General features: G+C 43.2%; 18 protein-coding genes and 2 pseudogenes. 8 read left to right on the top strand and 12 right to left on the bottom strand.

All coding sequences use genetic code 11. The features are described 5' to 3' along the window. Positions 1-115 precede the first annotated feature (115 nt). From U5R06_00605 to U5R06_00595, 3 genes are read right to left on the bottom strand one after another with little or no spacing between them, the layout of a single operon-like run. A complete protein-coding gene (locus tag U5R06_00605) occupies positions 116-940 on the bottom strand; it encodes a phosphate ABC transporter substrate-binding protein (protein ID MDZ7721344.1) in 825 nt (274 codons plus the stop codon). Then, the gene (locus U5R06_00600; protein MDZ7721343.1) at positions 937-2,577 is read right to left on the bottom strand and encodes a M20/M25/M40 family metallo-hydrolase; all 1,641 of its coding nucleotides are present in this window, start codon (positions 2,575-2,577) and stop codon (positions 937-939) included. The genes U5R06_00605 and U5R06_00600 overlap by 4 nt, the downstream gene beginning before the upstream one ends. Continuing rightward, a complete protein-coding gene (locus U5R06_00595) occupies positions 2,574-3,371 on the bottom strand; it encodes a hypothetical protein (GenBank protein ID MDZ7721342.1) in 798 nt (265 codons plus the stop codon). Before U5R06_00595 ends, U5R06_00600 begins: the two co-directional genes overlap by 4 nt. Positions 3,372-3,558: 187 nt before the next feature. On the opposite strand from U5R06_00595, the gene U5R06_00590 reads away from it, so the two are divergent. From U5R06_00590 to U5R06_00580, 3 genes are read left to right on the top strand one after another with little or no spacing between them, the layout of a single operon-like run. Next, positions 3,559-3,756, top strand: coding sequence for a hypothetical protein (locus tag U5R06_00590; GenBank protein ID MDZ7721341.1), 198 nt, complete (start codon positions 3,559-3,561; stop codon positions 3,754-3,756). Continuing rightward, entirely contained in the window at positions 3,723-4,535 is an 813-nt protein-coding gene (locus U5R06_00585; protein ID MDZ7721340.1) for an inositol monophosphatase family protein, read from the top strand. The genes U5R06_00590 and U5R06_00585 overlap by 34 nt, the downstream gene beginning before the upstream one ends. Then, positions 4,532-4,822, top strand: coding sequence for a Dabb family protein (locus U5R06_00580; protein MDZ7721339.1), 291 nt, complete (start codon positions 4,532-4,534; stop codon positions 4,820-4,822). Before U5R06_00585 ends, U5R06_00580 begins: the two co-directional genes overlap by 4 nt. 41 nt (positions 4,823-4,863) lie before the next feature. Here the strand turns inward: U5R06_00580 and U5R06_00575 are convergent, their stop codons facing one another. The 7 genes from U5R06_00575 to U5R06_00545 form a co-directional block, all read right to left on the bottom strand. Continuing rightward, entirely contained in the window at positions 4,864-6,999 is a 2,136-nt protein-coding gene (locus U5R06_00575) for an ATP-grasp domain-containing protein (GenBank protein MDZ7721338.1), read from the bottom strand. Beyond that, a complete protein-coding gene (locus tag U5R06_00570; protein MDZ7721337.1) occupies positions 6,996-7,595 on the bottom strand; it encodes a gamma-glutamyl-gamma-aminobutyrate hydrolase family protein in 600 nt (199 codons plus the stop codon). The genes U5R06_00575 and U5R06_00570 overlap by 4 nt, the downstream gene beginning before the upstream one ends. Before the next feature lie 175 nt (positions 7,596-7,770). Next, complete coding sequence (locus U5R06_00565) at positions 7,771-8,052, bottom strand: hypothetical protein (GenBank protein ID MDZ7721336.1); 282 nt, start codon at positions 8,050-8,052, stop codon at positions 7,771-7,773. Then, a complete protein-coding gene (locus U5R06_00560) occupies positions 8,025-8,909 on the bottom strand; it encodes a cation:proton antiporter (GenBank protein MDZ7721335.1) in 885 nt (294 codons plus the stop codon). Before U5R06_00560 ends, U5R06_00565 begins: the two co-directional genes overlap by 28 nt. Positions 8,910-9,417: 508 nt before the next feature. Next, positions 9,418-13,005 (bottom strand): right-handed parallel beta-helix repeat-containing protein, encoded by a 3,588-nt coding sequence (locus U5R06_00555; GenBank protein MDZ7721334.1) that lies wholly within the window; start codon positions 13,003-13,005, stop codon positions 9,418-9,420. A gap of 28 nt (positions 13,006-13,033) precedes the next feature. Continuing rightward, positions 13,034-13,492, bottom strand: coding sequence for a hypothetical protein (locus tag U5R06_00550; protein ID MDZ7721333.1), 459 nt, complete (start codon positions 13,490-13,492; stop codon positions 13,034-13,036). A 500-nt stretch (positions 13,493-13,992) separates the two neighbouring features. Continuing rightward, positions 13,993-14,766: a hypothetical protein gene (locus U5R06_00545; GenBank protein MDZ7721332.1), complete on the bottom strand. Its 774-nt coding sequence runs from the start codon at positions 14,764-14,766 to the stop codon at positions 13,993-13,995. Between the two features lie 146 nt (positions 14,767-14,912). Here U5R06_00545 and U5R06_00540 point away from each other — a divergent pair, with 146 nt between their 5' ends. Together U5R06_00540 and U5R06_00535 are read left to right on the top strand one after the other, a co-directional pair. Further along, complete coding sequence (locus U5R06_00540; GenBank protein MDZ7721331.1) at positions 14,913-15,362, top strand: hypothetical protein; 450 nt, start codon at positions 14,913-14,915, stop codon at positions 15,360-15,362. Between the two features lie 38 nt (positions 15,363-15,400). Continuing rightward, positions 15,401-16,240, top strand: a pseudogene (locus tag U5R06_00535) (transposase). Positions 16,241-16,853: 613 nt separating this feature from the next. Here the strand turns inward: U5R06_00535 and U5R06_00530 are convergent. Beyond that, positions 16,854-17,321: a hypothetical protein gene (locus U5R06_00530; protein ID MDZ7721330.1), complete on the bottom strand. Its 468-nt coding sequence runs from the start codon at positions 17,319-17,321 to the stop codon at positions 16,854-16,856. 674 nt (positions 17,322-17,995) lie between these two features. Between U5R06_00530 and U5R06_00525 the strand changes: the two genes are divergently transcribed. Further along, positions 17,996-18,235 (top strand): CopG family transcriptional regulator, encoded by a 240-nt coding sequence (locus U5R06_00525; GenBank protein ID MDZ7721329.1) that lies wholly within the window; start codon positions 17,996-17,998, stop codon positions 18,233-18,235. Between the two features lie 155 nt (positions 18,236-18,390). On the opposite strand, the gene U5R06_00520 is transcribed toward U5R06_00525, so the two are convergent. Continuing rightward, on the bottom strand, positions 18,391-18,684 hold the full coding sequence (locus U5R06_00520; protein MDZ7721328.1) for a hypothetical protein: 294 nt from the start codon (positions 18,682-18,684) through the stop codon (positions 18,391-18,393). 33 nt (positions 18,685-18,717) lie between these two features. Between U5R06_00520 and U5R06_00515 the strand changes: the two genes are divergently transcribed. Together U5R06_00515 and U5R06_00510 are read left to right on the top strand one after the other, a co-directional pair. Then, positions 18,718-20,247: an AbgT family transporter gene (locus U5R06_00515; GenBank protein ID MDZ7721327.1), complete on the top strand. Its 1,530-nt coding sequence runs from the start codon at positions 18,718-18,720 to the stop codon at positions 20,245-20,247. A 335-nt stretch (positions 20,248-20,582) separates the two neighbouring features. Then, positions 20,583-20,717: pseudogene (locus U5R06_00510) on the top strand (SEC-C metal-binding domain-containing protein). Positions 20,718-20,725 lie beyond the last annotated feature (8 nt).

The following is a 20,725-nucleotide window of genomic DNA, read 5'->3' as shown; positions in this document are numbered from 1 at the left end:
AATTCATGAGCTGTACTCGCCAAAACCGCGACCAGTAAGATCACAGTCAAAGCATACAACAAATATTTTCCGGAATTCCATTTGATCATAAAAATCAACTTTAATAAAATTGAAATCAGCGTTCATTCCGGGTCCATATCGGAAAATATCCGGATTGTCTTACAATATCCTGGCCTTGTTCACTTAGCACCCAATCTACAAACATTTTTTGCAGCCCTCTGGGTGTATCTATACTGTACAGATACAAATAACGGGTTATGGGATAGGTATCGCCGGCCACATTTTCAGCGGTGGGCAGCACATTGTCAACAGCACAATGCAGAACATTATTTCCAAAAGCGGCGCCGCCATAACCAATGGCATTCACATGCTGAGACACAACAGACATCATTTCCCGGTTGGTCATAACCTTGACGCCGTTCGCAGCATAGGGGCGTCCGGACAGTACATGTTCTTTAAAATACAAAAATGTACCGGAATTGGAAAGACGGTGAATGAGCTGAATGGGTCGATTGTCGCCGCCCACCTGGTCCCAGGATGTAATATCTCCCGAATAGATGCGTTCGAGCTGTGACAGGGACAGCGAACGTACAGGATTTTGGGGATTCAAATAAATACTCAGGGCATCCTTGGCAACCAGCACGGCCATCCCGACGGTATTGAAATTTTCGGCCAGTAATCTGGCTTCATTCGGGAGCAGAGGACGGGAGGCCATACAGAAATCGACGCGCCCGCGCGCCAATTCCGCAGCGCCTTTGGCTGTGCCGCCCCCGTTGGCATACACGGAAACACCGGAATGCTTGAGCATAAAGGCTTCCGCCCAGGCACGCGCCATCGGAAGCATGGTGGAAGACCCCTTTAAGTAAAGCATACTGGAATCATGGACATACGGCTGACAGCTTAACAGAAATGAGAAAAAAAGGATTAAAAGTTGCTTCATCTTTTCTCCGCTATGGTTTGCAGACGCGCGTTTCGGAAAGGCGTACTGGGATACCATTTCGGCGATTCCGGATCATTGGCGAGCGTCCATATAAAAGCCGCTAAAAACCGGGCATGCTGCTGAACTGCATTGAAATGAATGGGTTGCTGCAGGTCATCAAATGGGGTATGATAAATATTTTGCATCCAGTCCAGATGCTTTTTCAGCCCCTGCTCCGGAGTGAGATGTACATAATTTAGCCCCTCCATGATCAACATGGATGGGATGCCGGCTTTGGCAAATTCAATCTGATCGGAACGGGAAAACGATTCCTTTGCAATAAAGGGGTCCGGAATGGGATCGATACGATATCCATACTGATCTGACATCCATTCAAGTGTTTGCCCCAATGTAGAGAGCTGATGTCCCACTCCTATCACACTTTTAAAGCGGTCAAATACAGCCAGGCCATCAATGTTCACATTCGCCACCGTTTTATATAACGGTGTAATCGGGTGGTCCAGGTAATAGCGGGCACCCAGCAATCCTTTTTCCTCACCTGTTGTAAACAAGAACAGGATCGTTCTCCGATTCTTGCGAATAGTCTTGAATGCACGCGCCAGTTCAAGCATTGCGGCGCTGCCCAGAGCATTATCCACGGCCCCATTATAGATTGAATCACCTTTAACAGACGGACCAATTCCCAAATGATCATAGTGCGCCGATACGATCAAAGTTTGATCACGATATTTTGGGTGATCACCCGGCAGACGACCGAGCACATTTTGCGATATGAATTCTTTTTGAGAAAACCTTCCCCGAAACGCAATTCGGGTTTCCAGCGGAAAACTGAGCAATGATTTGTCTTTATGCATACAAAGCACTTGTGCAAACGAAAACCCGGCATCTTTGAACAGTACAGACGCAGCTTGAGGATCAACCATGGCGCTGAGATGGCTGGTCGGGGAATATGCCAGATTAACATCAGGGAATACATATTTTGTGACACGGCGCTGCCAGTGGGCTGTGGTTGTATCATGGAGAGAAATCAAGATACTGCCGCGTGCGCCGCGTGATACAGCAATGCGTTCTTTGGAAGCAGCAAGTCCGTAAACAGCTGCATCCGGACCGAATGTTTGAGAAAGCGGTTCACCTGAAAGATATACCACTATTTTTCCGCGGACATCCAGCGCCTGATAGTCATTGTAATCATATTCCGGCGCCACAATTCCATACCCCACAAACACCAGAGGTAAGGGCTGCGGCACAAACGTCTGCTCACCGGATTTCAACAGAACATAATCTTCATTGAGTTTAAAATTCAGGGTATCCTGCCGGATAAATACCTCAAAGCGGGATTCTGCAAGCGGTTTACTGCTGTGCAGGGGAACAGACTGAAAATAGGAATGGCGGTAGCCGGGAAGAATTCCCATCTGCTTGAGCTGTTCACGGATATAAACGGCAGCCTTAGATTCACCGACGCTCCCGGTTCCGCGGCCCATCAGTGAATCATGCGCCAAAACATTCAAGTGTTGCCGAATATTCTCCCCGCGAACCAAAGAGGTTATATCAAAGACAGTTGAATCCGCTGCATAAACCCTGGAAACGAAAATCCATAAAATCAGAACGCTGTAAATTTGCAGTTCTTTTCGTTTCATTTATTTTTTTTCATAATCTTATATTGCCGTTTTGTAAATGACCACAAACCGCTGCGGGTTCCATATGTTTTTAAAGGAAAGTCCGGATGCAAAAGCAATTTCCTCAATGACTGTTTCGGATTTTCGTCATTCCACGTTCCTCGTGTCACGGTGCAATAGGTTCCCAGCCACTTTTCTTCTCCTTTAAAGGGCAGAGGATCACTGCCGCAAAGCATTTGAAACCCTTGTTTTCTCGCTTTTTTGATCAAGCGCGGGGTCGGCCAAACAGCCGGCCGCATCGTTGTATCGCTGATCAGCAGTTCCGAGGGAGAAAAATGATCAAACAGCGCTGCAACGATTTTACCGCGTTTTCCAAACCACTTGCCGGGCGCCCAATTCACAGCCGCTATCCCCCCTTCGTTTTGAACAGTTAGAATCGTCTCCCGGGTAGACAGATGAGCATCCGGAAGGTCAATTTTGCACCCCAGAGCACAGATCTCAAGCCGATCCGCTGTTATCAACTGACGTCCCGGAAATACGGTTAGCACACAAGTATCATTGTCATAAATATAAACACACTCGTTATTGCGTCCCGGCCCGGCGGAAAAAGTCGACGAATCCAAATCCAGTAATGTTTGAAACACATGCATGTCAGACCGTTCCGTCAAAAGCCAGATTCGGCAAAGCGCCCCCTTTTCAGAATCAGGGATATTTTTTTCAAGAGACATGAAATTTTGTATACTGCTTTGAAGCGCATTTTCAATTGAAAAAACGGGATACAAATGCACATGAGAATCTATGATTATCGAAGCCATTTAAAATCCTTTCCAGAGGCAGGTAAGGCCTGATCTTGGTTTAAAATAGACTATTTATAAAAAATAACAAATAGATTTTTGAAATGCGAACAAAATCTGGCAAAACAATTTCAGCTTTGTATTTGAATTACTGTCATAAAATCCTTATCTTTATTTTTCAAACGTTAAAGTCTAATATGAGGGCAAGATGAAATTCAAAAAGGAACTGCGTTGTGCCATCGATGCTGTGCGTCAGGCCTCACGTTTGTGTCAATACGTTCAATCCAGGCTGGTGCAGAAAGATACCTATGAAAAAAAGATCGCTCGCCTGTCACGATTGCCGATTTCGGCAGTCAGGCCGTTATCAGCCATTTGCTGGAACAAGAGTTTCCCGATATTCCGCTGATCGGCGAGGAGGATCCATCCGTTCTGGCGAAAAACCCGGATATGCGGCAAAAAGTACTGGGCCTTGTACAAGCACAGGTTGATGTATCAGAAAAGGACATGCTGAACGCAATTGGACGCGGATCAGGCACGGATACTGCCCCGTATTTCTGGACACTGGATCCGATCGACGGCACCAAAGGATTTTTGCGCCAGGATCAATACGCGGTAGCGCTTGCGCTTATTAAAGACGGCGAACTGCAGCTGGGCGTTCTCGGATGTCCGAATCTGTCGCTGGATTTTGACCATCCTGAACAGGGAAACGGCGCCTTGTTGTACGCCGTCAAGGGAGAAGGCGCATTTTTACAGCCCCTGAAAGACGGCGAGGCTGTGCGCATTAAAGTAGATACGGACCCGGGAAATGCGCGTTTTGTCGAATCGGTAGAAAGCGCCCATTCCGCCCACTCTGTACACACAAAAATATCCGATGCTCTGAATATCGGGGGAGATCCCTTGAGAATTGACAGTCAATGCAAATACGCCGTAGTAGCGCGCGGGGATGTGGCCATATACTTGCGTTATCCCAGAGATGATCAGTATCGCGAAAAAATTTGGGATCATGCTGCCGGAGCGATAATTGTACAGGAAGCAGGCGGCACGGTCAGCGATATTTTCGGAACCCCCCTGAATTTCGGTCTGGGACAAACACTAAAAGACAACAAAGGTATAGTCGTAACCAATGGAATCTTTCACAACCAGACCATCGAAACCATAGAACGTATCCAGAAGGGTGATTTATGATCAAGCATGTTGTCATGTGGACTATAAAAGACAGCTCCCGGACTGACAATATCAATAAAGTTCAGGAAAAACTGGAGGCACTGCCCGCTCTCATCAAAGAAATCCGGGATTATGAAATAGGCGTGAATATTGCAGAATCACCGGCGGCCTTTGATATTGTGCTGATCTCCTCTTTTGAAACTGAATCTGATTTTAAAGTTTACAGAGATCATCCCGAACATATCAAGGTCAAGGATTTTATCAATACAGTCCGTGATCAGGCCGTGGTTGTAGATTTTCAAAAATAATTCATGGCGAAATCATTATGCCCTGGCCGCATCAATACAAATTATTGTCCGAGCACAAGAGCCAGAAGTAGAGACCGGTCTATCAGACTGTGCTTGAGGATCCGCTCATTCGTTGTTGTAATAAATTCCCCGGTCGGCCCCATTCCGTCAATCTTGGGCTGATCGGATTGAATATGACAGATATCAGATGAAGACCAGCGGTGCTCTTTGGTGGTTCTCACGTCAATGGACTTGCTGAGCCTTTTAATATCCTGATAAAATTTCTGCATGGCCTCGGTCTCCGGCATAGCCGGCCGCCGGCTCCCGCCTTCAAAATGAACCTGATAAATTTTATTTCGTTTTTGTGTGCTTGTGATTTTTTTAATACGTTTCTCAATAATATCAAATATTTCCTTTGAATTATATCTGACACTGATACCGGCTGTACCATAGGCAAATACTTTGAAAATATTGCTTTTGAATTGAATATCATAGGGAGCAATGACATTTTCACTGTCGTTTTTTGACAAATCAATAATGGCAGCCAGTGTTTTATTAAAAGCCACTCCTGCCATTGAAACCTGTTCTGCGGAATTCCGCTGTGTTAATTTGATGTCGTAACGATAAGAAGCCGAACCCGATCGTGATGTCACCAGTCCGCCGCTGCGCGAAGAACCGCTCATTGCAATGATCTTTTCAGCATGAGCTGCTTTTTGTTGAATAATCGTTTTCGAATATTTCCCGTCAATCGTGGAATCAGTAATCAAAAGGATGCCAATTTTCTTTTTTCGAAGCAGCCTGGTAAACCGCAGCGTCCTCAGCGCAGAGACAACAATAGCAATACCGCCTTTTGATTCCCAGATCCCGGTGCCTTCAAGATATTGCTCGTTGCTGCTAAAATTCTCCTGATCCGCGAGTTTCACCCGGTTGTCAAGCGAGAGTAAAAGCAAATAATCAACCTTGTCATAGGTGTTGGAAAAATAGTAAAGATTTCCCACTTCGAGCTGAGGATACACTTCCCGATTGAATCCCAGTTGACTCAACTCGGAACTGATGATTTCACTGCAGAAATTAACGCCATCCACATTGCGAATATGTGTGTTGGTATCAATTATTTTTTTTAAAAACATCTCCGTCTGAGTTTGACGTGTTTTAATAAAAGACCGCATTCTGACTGCAAGCGACTTGCTGGATTTTTCATCGGCAACATGGTGTAAAGAATCGGAAAAATAACGCACCGAAGCGACATCCAGCATTTTATTGACAAGCGCTTCATAACTATAGCCGGCTACTCTTGCAGCTGCGGGATAGGAACCGGATTGCCCCAGACTCGCCATTGAATTAATTTCCAAAAGATAAATATTATCATGCTGATCCAAACGAATATCAACCCGGGCAAAATCGCGAAGATCCAGCGCCTTAAAGGCCTGAACACTGAGCTTCTGCATCTTTTCAGCCACTTCCGGGGATACATGCGCCGGACATATTTTCTCACGGGGCACTTTTTGTTTATCATCCATCGTTTGTATCGCATTCCGATCTCCCTGCAGGTCTATTTCCAGAATAGGAAATGTCTCTAGAGGAGAATTTCCTAAAAGTCCGACAATAAATTCGCGTCCCGGGATAAATTGTTCTACCAATGCATTCTGAGAATACTCGGCAATAATAAACTGGACCGCCTGTTTCAGGTCTTTGTCATTGTCCACAATCCTCAAACCAAAAGACACGCTTTCCATTTTGGGTTTGACTATAACCGGATATTTTACCATACTCATATCCTGATCCGCCGAATTGAACACCCAAAAATCAGGGGTCGGAAGTGAATGGCTTTTCCAGATGATCTTGGTCAGAACCTTATCCAATGCCAGAGCATGTCCTGAAGGCGAAGACCCCACATACGGCACACCGAGCATTTCCAGCATGCTGGGAATATGCGTATACCGGCTTTCACCTTGTATCCCGTAGGCCATATTAAACACCATGCCCATTTGTTCGCCTTCCATCACCCGGGGCATAAAAGTTTCAAGCCGTTCTACAATCTGTTTATTTCCATCCAGCACCATTACATTGTGATTGGATTTTTCCAGACTTGCGGCAACACGGTTTACCGTCCTTTCATTGTAAAACTCTTTATTCTGCATGCCAAACTGATTGATGACACCTTGTATATCCTTGTTATAAATAATTGCAACTTTCATAGGCCGGCGACCTCATGTTCCTGGTATATACCGCATAGTTTTAAAAAATTCTCGATTATTTTTATTCCGGGTCCGCCAGACGCTTCCGGATGAGATTGAAATCCGTAAAGCGGTCTTTCAGCGTGCCTGATAATTTCATTTGGCGTTGTTTCGGATGCAGCCAGGCTGATAAAGGAAGCAGGAAGTTCAGAGACATGAAAAGCATGCCGTTTGATAAGAGACAATTCTGTTGTTCCCAGACCGGCGAAAATCGGATCATCGGGTTGGGTAATTGTTACAAGTTCACGTTTGCCATGATACTCGGAACATTTTTTAATACGGCCGCGATGCGCAACCGCCAGAATTTCATGCCCGAGACAGAAAGCGATGACCGGAACATTAAAATTCATCAATGCCACATAATTGGACGTCAAATTAAGGGGTTCATACGGATTGCCACGACCTCCGGACAGCATTACACCCTTGATCTGCGTTTTTGCAGACAATGTAATGGGTTGGTTGTGATCAAACACCACATAATCGAAATCCTGCTCCGACAAGTACTGACGCTTGAATTTTTTCAAGAACGCACTTTGATTATCAATGATCAATAACATAGATCTTTTCCTTTTTCAGTAAACAATTAAAACTGGCAAAGATAATCAAATAATCAAAATAAACAATGTTTTTTTTCAGAAATTTTCAAGAAATAACAAGGCAAAGAGATAAAAAGAGGGGCGGTACAACATTCACTGTTTTAAAACGCGTTTCACCAGAACAGGCCCAATGAGTTCAAAAAACACCGTAGAAGCAACGAGTAACAGAGACAATCAAAGTTCCGCTCTCCGGATAACGTTCCGCAATCAGCAATGCCATTCCCATAGCGACTCCAGCCTGCGGGGTTAAAGCAAACCCCATGAGCGGAGAGAGCTGTTTTCGGTTTTGTTTTGACAAAAGATGCACCCCAAGCCATCCACCGAAAAAACGTCCCAAAAGACGTAAAATAATAAAGATAAAGAATACATCCAGAGCTTTGCCGACATAACTCAGATCGATGCTGGCGCCGGAAAGCACGAAAAAAACACCATAAAGGGCCATTCAATATTTTCAATTTCACGAAAGGAGCGCGTGTGATGCCTGGAACAATTCGCCACCAAAAAGCCGGTGACCATGGCTGCGAGCAAGGAAGAAACGTGCAGCCAGGTGGTTAGGCCCACCAGCAACAACACAATGGCAAAGGCTTCAACCTGAGTAGGTTCGCCCGGTCGAAGCCGACCGGTTAATTTTGCGGCGGGCAAACCGATTAAAGCGCCGACAAGCAAGGCGCCACACAATTCCCAGCCAGCCGTTATCAGAACCTGCGTGCCGGCGTTTGCCGTAAACCACCCGATTAACGCCACTGCAACAGCAAAACTGATAATTCCATAAGCATCATCGATCGCCACAATGCCGAGCAAAACTTTAGCTGTAGGAGAAGAATCACGATGATCGCCGAATTGATCCTTGACCACGGCACGAACGGCAGCCGGATCAGTGGCTACAGAAACGGCTGCAAGAGCAATAACCGGGACAACCGAATAACCCAAAAACGCAAGCCCCGCGCCGACAGTTGCGGCGCTAATAAGCAGAACAGACAGCGAGATCACAAAGATCATCTTTCCTTTTGATTTCAGTCGCGAAATCGTCAGATCACCGCCCAGTAAAAACGCCACCATCACCAAAGCCAGATTGATCAACGGTTCCGTCAAGTCACCGAGGATGGATTCGTTTTGATACCCCAAAATATTTTGATATACAACGGCAAACAACACCCCCAGCAGGACCAGCAAAGATATTCCGGGCATGCCGGTGCGGTTTGAAAAAAAATCAACCACTATACTCAGAGCAAGCATAGCTCCCAGGATAATAAACCTTGTTGCTGCAGAATCCAATGAACCTCGCAGGAAAAAAAAAGTCAGATACAATCCGCAATATAAAAAACAACATTCGCGTAAGGATAGACCAAATGAATTATTTTAATATAGAAATCACATCAACAAAATACAATAAAGTTTTACTTTTGAACCGGAATCATTCGACCCCGTCTTTGTCTGCTTCGTTCATGGGCACTTGGCACAGCCGATGGAAGCATTGAATAGCCTGAAAACGCATTCAAGATCACTCCGGATATCCATCCGGGATGCATACTGAACCGGGACATCCGTCCCGCCGGCAGCATGAGCCCGCCGCCCCCTCGGTTCCGGGGGTAACAGCACGATCGAGACTATTGAAAGCATGCTGTAAAAACGAACAATACTGTTAATGATAATCTTGCAGCTTCCTTGAAGAATGTTTATATTAAAAAGCCCGGTGCTACAGCACCAGGCTTTGTTACTAAAGGACCGGACAAACAACACTTTATTCTTATCGATTGTTTGTGATGATAAACGATTTCATACGTTACCTCATGAATAACATTTTACGTGTGGCGACACGGTCCTGGTAACGGATTTGGTACAGATACATTCCGGACGCAACCTGATTTCCATAGTCATCTTTACCGTGCCAGGAAACAGAATGCTGCCCCGCTTCTACGGTTCTGTTTAACAAGGTGGTTACTTTGCGCCCCTGAATGTCATATATATCAATGATCACCTGGTCCGCTTCCGGGATGTCGTAAGTGATACGAGTCTCGGGATTGAACGGATTGGGATAGTTTTGACTCAATGCAAAGCACAATGGAACTGTTTTATTTTTAATCGTATTGTCCTTTGACCCATATTTACCAATCTTGGCATTTCCCTCTATTACATATAAAAGGTCTTCTTCCCATAGTTCATAGGTGTCTGAATAAGAATAACCCTTAATATTGTTCTTTTCCACATGTTTGATCAGCTTTATCAAATATTTGTGTGCTTCTTTGTACCGGCCCGACCATTGCAGAAGCGACACCTCGAAATCCAACAATTCACGAAAGTGATCATCGGCTTTAATAAACGGCTTTACATCGTACAACAGCGCCAGGGCATCGTCGAGTTGCCGGTCATAATCAGACTTTATGGGTTTCGATTCCGCCAGCGCAAACTGCAATTGATAGTTTTGAATTTTCTCATCAATTTCCGCGAGCATTGCAATCTCGGCATTGTACTGAAGGGCTTTTTTCTGCTCAGACGACAGATTTTTATAATTTGAGCTGTTTTTATAAAAATATTTTCCTTTATTACTTTTATCCCGAAGAATTGCTTTTATCTGTTGTTTTAATCCCAGTTTATCCTCGGGATCTTCTTTTGACAACTGATACAGTTCCAATATCCGGGTCGCGGTGTTGCTGTCATACTCATCGGAAGCAATGAGGTTGATGAGTTCCATCATTCGTTTTTCCAAACGGCTGAATGCCGTATTCACACATTCCGGCTGATTTTCCGATGCAACCTGTTTGGGAATGATCCGATATTCAGGCCTGTAAAATTGGTTTGCAGATCGCTTTTGTAAACCGGGATGCATCCCTACAATTTCCGTATAGGTCTGTGCCTCACTTTCATAAGGATTCCAGGTTACAGTGCCCTGAAAACGCGCAGACCCGCCTTCCGGGCCATTCTCCGTGCCCCAGAAATTATCAATAACGTTCACAGGTGAAGCGCTCGCATTATAAACATAATATCCCAAATCATCGTCAAAAATATCTGACAGACCGCCGTAGCTTGACTGATAAACATGGCTGCCGAAATAATTTTCAACTTTGATTTCGGCTTCACCGCCATTGTTAAAGATCAAGTTGTTGCCGGGCGTGGTTCCATAGCCGAGATAGAGGTCTCCTTTGACACCTATACCGTGACCTTCATTGCCATAAATATAATTATTTGTAAAATAACCGGGGGTGTAATAACCCAGCTTGCCGGACAGAATACGAATGCCCTGCCCTCCATTGGCGGTAATGGTACTGTTTTTAATACTGGCCCAGCATTGAGTTGCATAAACACCGATATCAGAATTTCCGGTGACCAGGCACTTGTCCAGAACAAACTGATTCACATTCCCGGAAGCATAAAATCCGCGCACGCCATTCATGAACGTACAATTTTCAAAACAGTTGCCTGTGCCGTTCACCACATGGACGTTCCAGGTGCCGCCATTAAAGACACAGTACTCAAACGAGTTGTTATTGCCGCTGAGCTCAACCTGGTCCCAGGAATAGTCTGCGTTCAAGCGGTAAAAGCGTATGGGTTCTTCAAGGGTTCCCTCGGCCACAAGACTGGCATCGGATGCAATGGATAACTTTACATCCGGCGCCAATAAAATGATAGACCCGGGCGCGATGGTCAAGGTACACCCGGAAACCGTTATGTCCTGTACAATTTTACAGGAATGCAATGTGGTGTTGGTGTAAATATTCTGTGTTACGATATCAAATGGATAAATGGGTGTTGCCGGATTTATCAAACCAAGATCATTGCCGAGTTCGATATCATACGCTTTAATGACCTGCGCGGGTACAAAATTCGCATCCGCATCATAAGGAACCAATTCCGCCAATAAAGTGGCTTTTACCTCCGGCGCTCCATATCCAAGAGATTTGCTGCAAGATTGATAATCCAATGACACATATTGCATATGTTCCACATAATCGGAATAAAAATCAGCGCTATTCAAATTAATAAAATCACATATGTCGCCCGCTTCTTCAGAAGCATATGAAAATTTCACTGAACTTTTGGCAAGATCAAACACATAAGGATTAACAACGAATGTCACATTGTCAGTAAGGCGATAATAAACATCAAAATAATCCCTTGCCATGGTTGGGGGATCGCAGAGATCATCATCCACGGAATGAGAGTATTGATATCCATAATCTACTGTCGGCTTTTCCACCATGTTAAAAACACCCAATGGCTTGTTATAGAGTGGTACTGCGTTTCTCGATATCTCCTGAGATGGATATGCCACATTACAACCCGGCAGATAAAAAGTTAAGGCATCAACCCCCCATTCTTGTGTAAGAGTGCCCTTCAAGGTAATCGTACGCGGCAACAGGCTTACAGCTATCGGAAGGTTATCGCTGTTACTGGAACCACCACCATTTATAAAATTAATAATTGCTGCAACTGGCCCCAACGCGGGTATCCAGTCAGCACTGCCAATATTGGCAATATTATCCAATAACTGTGCCCACCAGGGATTTCCGGAAACCGATCTTGCCCACTTTTGTAATTCTTTCAATTTATCCTGAGCATCATCTATACTTTTCCATTCTTTGGCAATGCCGGTGTAAAGTTTCTTTCCAGACGCATAGCTTTCGGCCAATGCTGAAACTATTCCATTGTCTGCTTCAGCCCGAAAATCTAATGGACTACCTGCTATATCAACTTCAGTTGACCCTGTCAGTTCAACTTTGAATTCTGAGAACAAATGAATATCAATGCTAACCTCGACTTGTTTTGTATGAATTTCAGGATCGTACCCGGAAACCGGGAAATCAAAATAATTCCATTTTTCCTCGCGATACTCGCCAAAGACATGAAATTCTTCGACTTTATCCTGTGCAGAATGATCATTCAAGTAACCAGCATGCTCTAATTGCGATAGTTCGAAAATAGGACTGTAACTCTCAATAAATTCAAATTTTGCAACCGCGTATGCAACAGGTTCACTCTGAGGGTAACCGTAATAAACCAACCTTAATAATCCACGATACCTGTTATAAAGGATAAAATAGGGCCAGGGTGTGCTCCGGGTTTCCGTCCCAAAATCACGAAGTAAGAGCTCCCAGCCATCCGATGGGTAAATATCTTTAATACCACCTTGAACAAAAACTCGAGAAATATAATAGTTTGCGACATTCCAGGGCAGCTCAACATTTGATCTATTTCCCTTATTGCAATATAAATCTACCGTCATACTGTTATCGGAATACCAATCCCAATCAGGATCTCGCATGGGATCATTCGGAGACATCATAATTTGATTGGAAGAACCCGGGCTGGCGAATCCGATAGAAGTAAAAAGAAAAAGAATGCAAAACACATAAAACTGATTTTTTGATAACATTTTATTTCCCCTTAAATCTTGTTTAGCTTTATTGTTTTATAATGTTGATTTTGTAAGTATTATCTAGGATAAAAACGGGCACATCTATAAGGCTGATAGAAAAATACTTTTGCCTCTCCCCTTCTATTATACTATCTTTCATTTCCTCGTCGTCTAAAACTGTTTCTTTTAAAATAACATCAGCCTCTGAAATAAATTTTACTTTTAATAACATCCATGCTTTTCCTTTTTCCTTTTTTTTAATTATTAAATCACTTTGGTATAAAAACTCGAGGAAATACGAATTATAAGCATAATCGCCTTCAGCATGCCCTTTTATTATACCACGTTTTGTGATCATTTGCTTAATCACATCGAGTTTCTGGTCTCCATAATAAATTTCGAACTGACAGTCCGCCTGTTTGAGCTGTTCAGAAATGCTTTGCGTGCGGCCGGCGCCGGTGAACAGGATACAGGCGCAAAATAAAAGTATGCTGCGGTTCAACATAAGGGTCTCCTTTCTAAAACGGGTTATTTTGTTTGAGATGGGTTAAAGAATCATGTTTTCATATGGTCCTCCCTGTTTATTGATGATGTTTGTTTTTGGATCAGAAATTTCACAACCGGTATCCCCGCTTTTTATTCTATGACGTTTACCCCGGGGAAAAAACCCGCTCAGATTGTGAAATCATTTTTTTAGACGCTTTAATCCGCCCACATCCCGGATCAACCCCGGCTGCCGGCCTTGACAGGACCGGAATCAACTCACCTTTATGGATTCAAACTGTCGGCGCATGAGTGACCGCCATATCAAAAAGATACAGTTTTTCAAATGAACAAGTATTTTCTTTTTGGTAACAAAAAAAGATTATAAAACCCCCATAATAGTTAGAATTTCCCTCTCTTAACTCCCTTGGAGAAAATTAAATAAAAAAAACTTTATTGTCAATAAAAAATTAATTTTTTTTTATTAATCATTGATATAAAATCCTATGATTTAAGCAACCATTACTGATAATAAATACGCACATCATATCTATCTTTTAAATCCGGAATAATGTTATTAATACTGTTTTCATCCAAAGGATTGGACTTGAGATGAATATAAATATTCCTTTGCGCCGTTAACCAGCTTGCGTTATAAAGTATTGTTAAATCGATAATTCTATTATGGGATATGGCTATATTTTCAATGCTCGATAATTCCAAAAACGGTTCCATGGTAGATATATTATTGAAATCAAAGAACACATTTCTCAAATGCCGCATATTTTTTAAATTTGGCAGACTATCAATTTGATTACAAGATAGTGTCACTATTTCAAGCGTATCCAAATTTATAATGGATGAAATATCAATAATTCTATTATATGATAAAAACAACTTTTTCAAGTGTACTAAATTTTGTAATGGTTTTATATTTTTAATCAGATTATATTCCAGATCCAGGTATTTGAGCTTTACTAAATTTTCAATCGGAGTTAAATCGCTTACTTTACAATTTCTGGCTGTCAGATCAACCAATCCACTGCAATACTGAATACCCTCTAAATTTTCTGCTTGCGCTCCTATAACCAATGATCTGATGTTTTCCACGTCAGTTTTTTCAATTATCCCGGTTGGTTTATCGATTACATCCCGCACGGTTTTTTCAACGACGGGGTCCGGGAATTTTACCTCATCGACTTTATCATTGCTAACCGGATTATCACATGACATCCAAATAAACAAAGACACCAGAATCACATTGATTTTTTCAATTTTATTATTATAAATAACCATAACAATGCCTATAATTTTAATTTATACCTAAATTGAGCGGTTTTTAAAAAAATAAAAAACCTTTTTGGGTTTATAATAGTTTGTTATTATTTTAGTTGTGTAACCAATAAAAAGAATAACAACAAAACCCAAAAGGTAGCCATAATATGCAGAAAAAAACCGATACAACGCAACCTAAAATATCAAAAATTGAGATCACAAAAGATAAAATTAGCGGTCGTGGTGGTCTGTTGTTTTTTCTTAGATATATTGACCAAATTCGATTCTATTCTCTATTTGAAAACGTTTTTAGCTTTTTAAAAGGCTCTTCTAAAGGACTGGGATACCGTCAGTTTGTCAAACAGCTTTTTGCTTGGTTTATTGATGGTACGGATATGTCAATCTGTTCTTTTGATCGTCGAAAAAACGATGAAGCCTATGCTGCAGTGCTCGAAAATCGCCCGGAACAAATGGCAACATCCCATCAAATCAAAAGGATGTTTCGCAAGTTCAGTTTTGTTGGGCAAATGATATTTCGGTCTCTTTTGTTGGAGATGTTTATTTGGCGACTTATTATTGAACAACCCAAAGAAGTTATTCTTTTGGTGACAGCGTAGTTTTCGACAATGACGGCGCTAAAAAGCGTGAAGGCTCAAATGTGACCTATAAAAATAAAAAAGGATTCCAGCCTATGCAAATTAGTTGGGGGCCTTATGTTGTTGATGCGCTGTTCCGAGCCGGAGATGTTCATTGTAATCATGGCAGCGACTTTATAAAGTCAGTGGGGCGTCTGGTCAAAGCTATTCGACGTCGCTATAAAGATGTTCCAATCATTCTGCTAACAGACAGTGGTTTTATGGATGACCAGAACTTTCGGTTCTTTGAACAACGCCTTGGTATTCATTATGTTTGTGCCGGGAAAATATATAACGATATTAAACAATATGTTAACAATCTTAGTTATGATGCTTTTCGTTCTTATAGACAGACATGGACTTTTGTCGAATTTGCTAATCGCCTCAAATCATGGAAGACATTTCGCCGTTGTATTTTTACCTCGCAGAAAGCTGAGGAAAATGGTCAACTCTTATTTGATTTTGCACAACCGGATTCAGTAATCTATACCAATATAGGCCGAAACAGTGAGCTGGATGAAAAACTAATCAATGCTGGTAGTGGCAATTATCTCAAGGCCGAAAAGATTATCGAGTTAAACCACAGTCGAGGTAGAGCTGAATTAGTACACCGATCACAGAAAGAATTTGCTGGAAGAGAACAGTTACCATTTAAGCGTTTCGGTATGAATAGAGTTTTTTACTATTTGATGATCATTAGCCATTTTCTTTTTGAAGCATATAAAAGGGACATCCCCTGTGAAGCAGTGCCAGTTACCGCTTACCCCAATACCTTTCGTCGGATCATGATTGATTTTGCAGCCAAAATTGTGACAACAGGCGGAAAAATTATACTGAAGGGTAACACAGACAGTCTATGATTCCCTGAAGATTTTAAAATTATGGTCATTCATTGAGGAGTATGAACCCGCATTTGTGACGTAAAACATAATAAAAATTAATCGTATTAAAGAGCTAAACAATGGGAGAAGTATGCCGTTACACTGATAATTCTCTGACTTTAATGCAAAATCAGTTCAAAAAGCAAGGTTGATTGCGTAATAAGAAGTTATTTCAGATGAAAACAAATAGAAAAAGACGGCACCGGCAACATTTTGCGCCGGTTTTATTTGGTGCCCTTATAAATCGATCAATTTAGGTTATACTTACCGTTTATTATAGCAAACAGCTGGATTGTTTTGTCCTTGAAGAATTTATAGTTTTAAAATGCGCGATTTTCTCACTTTTAAATGTACCTCCCTTATTCCGGGGCAATTCAATATCAGGTTGAGCGCCATCATCACAATAAATATCCACCGTCATACTGTTATCGGAATGATCCCAATCCGGGTCTCGCATGGGATCATTCGGAGACATCGTAAGTTGATTGGGAGAACCCGGGCTGGAGAATCCGATAGAAGTAAAAAGAAAAAGAATGCAAAACACGTAAACCTGATTTTTTGATAACATGTTGTTTCCCCTTGTTTGAGATTATTATTTACTGATGACGATTTTAAATGTATCATCTAAAACAAAGACAGGTACTTTTTCAAGACTGATGCTATAATAATAGCGTTTAAAATTATTATTTTTGGGAGACTGATTTTTTTTGCGCAGGTATTCATGTGACAAATAATCAGACCACCCAATACGAATACTATGAATTTTCTGATTTTGTGATGTATAAAAATGCGCTTGAGTTTGAGAATCATCTTTTATTTCATGTCCATTTTCATACACCCACTCTAAAAAATAGGTTTCATAGGCATAACCCCCTTCCGTATCTTGATAATGCACAGCACGTTTTGTGATCATTTGTTTAATCACATCGAGTTTCTGGTCTTCATAATAAATTTCAAACTGACAGTCCGCCTGTTTGAGCTGTTCCGAAATGCTTTGTGTGCGGCCGGCGCCGATGAACAGAACACAGGCGCAAAATAAAAGTATGCCGCGGTTCAACATAAGGGTCTCCTTTCTAAAACGGGTTATTTTGTTTGAGACGGGTTAAAGAATCATGTTTTCATATGGTCCTCCCTGTTTATTGATGATGTTTGTTTTTGGATCAGAAATTTCACAGCCGGTATCCCCGCTTTTTATTCTATGACGTTTACCCCGGGGGAAAGAAAAACCCGCTCAGATTGTGAAATCATTTTTTTAGACGCTTTAATCCGCCCACATCCCGGATCAACCCCGGCTGCCGGCCTTGACAGGACCGGAATCAACTCACCTTTATGGATTCAAACTGTCGGCGCATGAGTGACCGCCATATCAAAAAGATACAGTTTTTCAAATGAACATGTCTTTTTTTTTGGCAAGATTATCAAATCCCTATAATAGTTGGAATCTCCCTCTCTTAACTCCCTAATAGAAAAGTAGATAAAAGAAACGGTATTGTCAATAAAAAATTGAATTTTTTCTGTTTTTTTGAATTGATTATTCTCAATTGTGTGAAATGCAAAAATAAATACATTAAAATCGATTCTGCATATTCGTCGCACCGACAGCATATACATCCCGTAGCTTTACAGCACCCACACGGAATCAAGGTTCCGGGCGATCTGTTTTAAAAACAATTGACTTTTACAGAAAATATATTACCTTATTGTCATAAAAGTAATATCTGATGAGGTAAAAACATGAACACTTTGACATTCAAAGTACCGGACGGATTGAAAGCACAGCTCAATTCCTATGCTAAAAACAAAGGAATGAGCAAATCTGAAATTGTTCGTATTGCGCTTTTGGAATATTTTTCCAAAGATGATCCCCGGTTTGAAGGATCATTTTTAGATTTTACAAAGGATCTGGCTGGGAGCGTAGAGGCGCCTCGAAACCTGTCCGGGAATAAAGAGTATTTGCAAGGGTATGGTGAATGAAAAATAAAAGAGTCATTGTGGACACTCGGCCCGTTGGTCGCATATCTCAATAAACATGACAAGTGCCATGATAGCATCATTTTTACAATAGACAGCGATTTCAAAATCTATAGACAAAACAAGCGGAATATTATACCGCTAATCATACCCGGAGATCAATAATAAAAGACGCCCCATCCCCCTCTTTTCTCCTGTTCCATCCCGGTAGACAGCGCATGAAAACCATGATTCAAAACTGAGCTGCAAAAGTCTTTAACCGGCACTCTGGCAACGGATGTCTTTTCCCCGCACCCCTCCGGAATCAAGGTTCCGGGCGATCCAAAACATTCCATCGTCGATTCGCAAAACTGCGCCATAACAATTCGCCGGTGCAGTCCTCTGTGGTTTATCAGTTCCCGGGAAATGACTTTGCCCTTGCCTTTTTCTGCTTGTTGCCGTATTTTACCCATAATCAGAATCATCACGAAAAGATTGAAAAGGATATGGTTAAACCCAAAACAAGCGTTTTTCAACGACTATTAAACTGGACGGAACGGGCAGGCAATGCCCTGCCGCATCCGGCCACATTGTTTGCATGTTTTGCACTGGCCACACTGATCCTGTCGGCTGTGGGCCATGAATGGGGATGGCAGGTGGTTCATCCGGGCACCAAAGACATTATCGAACCGGTCAACCTCCTGTCCATTGACGGCATGCACCGCATTCTGCTGAACATGGTGGACAACTTTACGGGCTTTGCGCCGCTGGGAATTGTACTGGTCGCCATGCTGGGGATCGGGATTGCCGAACAAAGCGGACTGATCAATGCGGTCATTCGGCTGCTGGTGCTGAATTCTCCCAGACTGTTATTGACGTTCGTGATTGTTTTAGCCGGTATCCTGTCGAATGTCGCTTCTTCCGTCGGCTATGTGTTGCTGATACCGCTTGCCGGGGTGATTTTTCTGGCAGTGGGCCGGCATCCTGTGGCGGGAATGGCCGCCGCCTTTGCCGGGGTGTCGGGCGGATTCAGCGCCAATCTGGTGTTGGGCACGGTTGATCCGCTGCTGGCCGGCTTGTCCCAGGAAGCCGCCAGAATCCTGGATCCCGCCTATACGGTCAATCCCACCGCCAATTATTTTTTTATGGTCGCGTCCACCTTTGTGATCGCTATCGCCGGCACGCTCGTTTCTGAAAAGCTTGTGGAACCCAGACTGGGCAAGTATGAACCAGACAAGGACCAAAAAGAATCCCTGGACACCCTGTCAAAAACGGAAAAAAAGGGACTGCTGATTGCCCTGCTCACGCTGATTGTTCTGGTCGTCATCATTCTGATCGGGATCATTCCTGAAAACGGTTTTTTCCGGGGAAGCGACGGCGGCGTGCTCAGCTCACCGTTGATCCGGGGCGTGGTCGCTCTGCTGTTTGTTCTCACGGCAGCCATGGGCGTTGCATACGGGTTTGTCACCGGCACCTTTAAAAACGACGGGGATGTGATAAAAGGCATGTCCGCTTCCATGAAAACGCTTTCCACCTACCTGGTGCTCGTGTTTTTTGCAGCCCAGTTTGTGGCCTATTTCAAATGGAGCCATCTCGGAATTATTCTGGCTGTCAAGGGAGCCAATTTCCTGATGTCGCTCAACATCGGACTGGTTCCCATGATGATCCTGTTCATCCTGTTTTCCGCCGCTATCAATATGCTCATGGGCAGCGCATCCGCCAAATGGGCCATCCTGGCGCCCATTTTTATTCCCATGTTTATGATCATGGGGTATTCGCCGGAATTGTCCCAGGTGGTCTACCGCATTGGCGACAGTGTGACCAATGTGATCTCGCCGATGATGAGTTTCTTTGCGCTGATCATTGCCTTTGTTCAGAAATATGATCCCAAAGCCGGGATCGGAACCATCATTTCCACCATGGTCCCCTATTCCATTACATTCCTGATTGCCTGGATTCTGCTCCTGGTGGTCTGGCTGCTTTTAGGGATACCGCTCGGTCCGGGTGTGGGAATTCACTATGCACTGCCCACTTGACTGAATGCAGGATTATAAAAATTTAAGAGTGTGTTGAGGCAGTAATAACTAACAATTCGACCAGACAAGAGGAGAAAAGTGGTATGGGAGTCATAGCAGAATCGATGTTAAAGTACGCGCAACCCCTGCTTGAGGAAACGGACGGTTCCTATGAGCAGATGCAAATAGCGCTGTCAATCTCTCAGATGTGCTGGAATCTAGCGTTATCGCCCGAGTCAAAGCGAGAAGAGATGCTCACCCAACTGCGTCGCGAGCTCAAAATGGACGATGCCGAGTTTGCTTCTTTCCAAAAGCCGATTATCACTCCCATGATCTCGTTGCATCACAAGATGTTTCCCGGCATGTCGGGGCTGGATGCGCAGTCGCCCACGGCGGCATCCCCGGAAGGTAAAAAGTATCCCGGCACCGGACGCAATGAGCCGTGTCCCTGCAATAGCGGAAAAAAGTACAAACGGTGCTGCGGGAAATGACACGCAAT

This window comes from candidate division KSB1 bacterium (assembly GCA_034521575.1).
Lineage (GTDB): Bacteria > Zhuqueibacterota > Zhuqueibacteria > Residuimicrobiales > Krinioviventaceae > JAXHMJ01.
The sequence above is the reverse complement of the archived record's forward strand: the minus strand, read 5'-3'. Positions and strand labels throughout refer to the sequence as shown.

Excerpts from the sequence above, each read along its gene's own strand:
- U5R06_00515 (MDZ7721327.1), top strand. The coding sequence starts at position 18,718 with ATGGTTAAACCCAAAACAAGCGTTTTTCAACGACTATTAAACTGGACG.
- U5R06_00570 (MDZ7721337.1), bottom strand. The coding sequence starts at position 7,595 with ATGTTATTGATCATTGATAATCAAAGTGCGTTCTTGAAAAAATTCAAG.
- U5R06_00530 (MDZ7721330.1), bottom strand. The coding sequence starts at position 17,321 with ATGTTGAACCGCGGCATACTTTTATTTTGCGCCTGTGTTCTGTTCATC.
- U5R06_00575 (MDZ7721338.1), bottom strand. The coding sequence starts at position 6,999 with ATGAAAGTTGCAATTATTTATAACAAGGATATACAAGGTGTCATCAAT.
- U5R06_00540 (MDZ7721331.1), top strand. The coding sequence starts at position 14,913 with ATGCAGAAAAAAACCGATACAACGCAACCTAAAATATCAAAAATTGAG.
- U5R06_00555 (MDZ7721334.1), bottom strand. The coding sequence starts at position 13,005 with ATGTTATCAAAAAATCAGTTTTATGTGTTTTGCATTCTTTTTCTTTTT.
- U5R06_00590 (MDZ7721341.1), top strand. The coding sequence starts at position 3,559 with ATGAAATTCAAAAAGGAACTGCGTTGTGCCATCGATGCTGTGCGTCAG.
- U5R06_00545 (MDZ7721332.1), bottom strand. The coding sequence starts at position 14,766 with ATGGTTATTTATAATAATAAAATTGAAAAAATCAATGTGATTCTGGTG.
- U5R06_00550 (MDZ7721333.1), bottom strand. The coding sequence starts at position 13,492 with ATGTTGAACCGCAGCATACTTTTATTTTGCGCCTGTATCCTGTTCACC.
- U5R06_00580 (MDZ7721339.1), top strand. The coding sequence starts at position 4,532 with ATGATCAAGCATGTTGTCATGTGGACTATAAAAGACAGCTCCCGGACT.
- U5R06_00595 (MDZ7721342.1), bottom strand. The coding sequence starts at position 3,371 with ATGGCTTCGATAATCATAGATTCTCATGTGCATTTGTATCCCGTTTTT.
- U5R06_00605 (MDZ7721344.1), bottom strand. The coding sequence starts at position 940 with ATGAAGCAACTTTTAATCCTTTTTTTCTCATTTCTGTTAAGCTGTCAG.
- U5R06_00520 (MDZ7721328.1), bottom strand. The coding sequence starts at position 18,684 with ATGGGTAAAATACGGCAACAAGCAGAAAAAGGCAAGGGCAAAGTCATT.
- U5R06_00600 (MDZ7721343.1), bottom strand. The coding sequence starts at position 2,577 with ATGAAACGAAAAGAACTGCAAATTTACAGCGTTCTGATTTTATGGATT.
- U5R06_00525 (MDZ7721329.1), top strand. The coding sequence starts at position 17,996 with ATGAACACTTTGACATTCAAAGTACCGGACGGATTGAAAGCACAGCTC.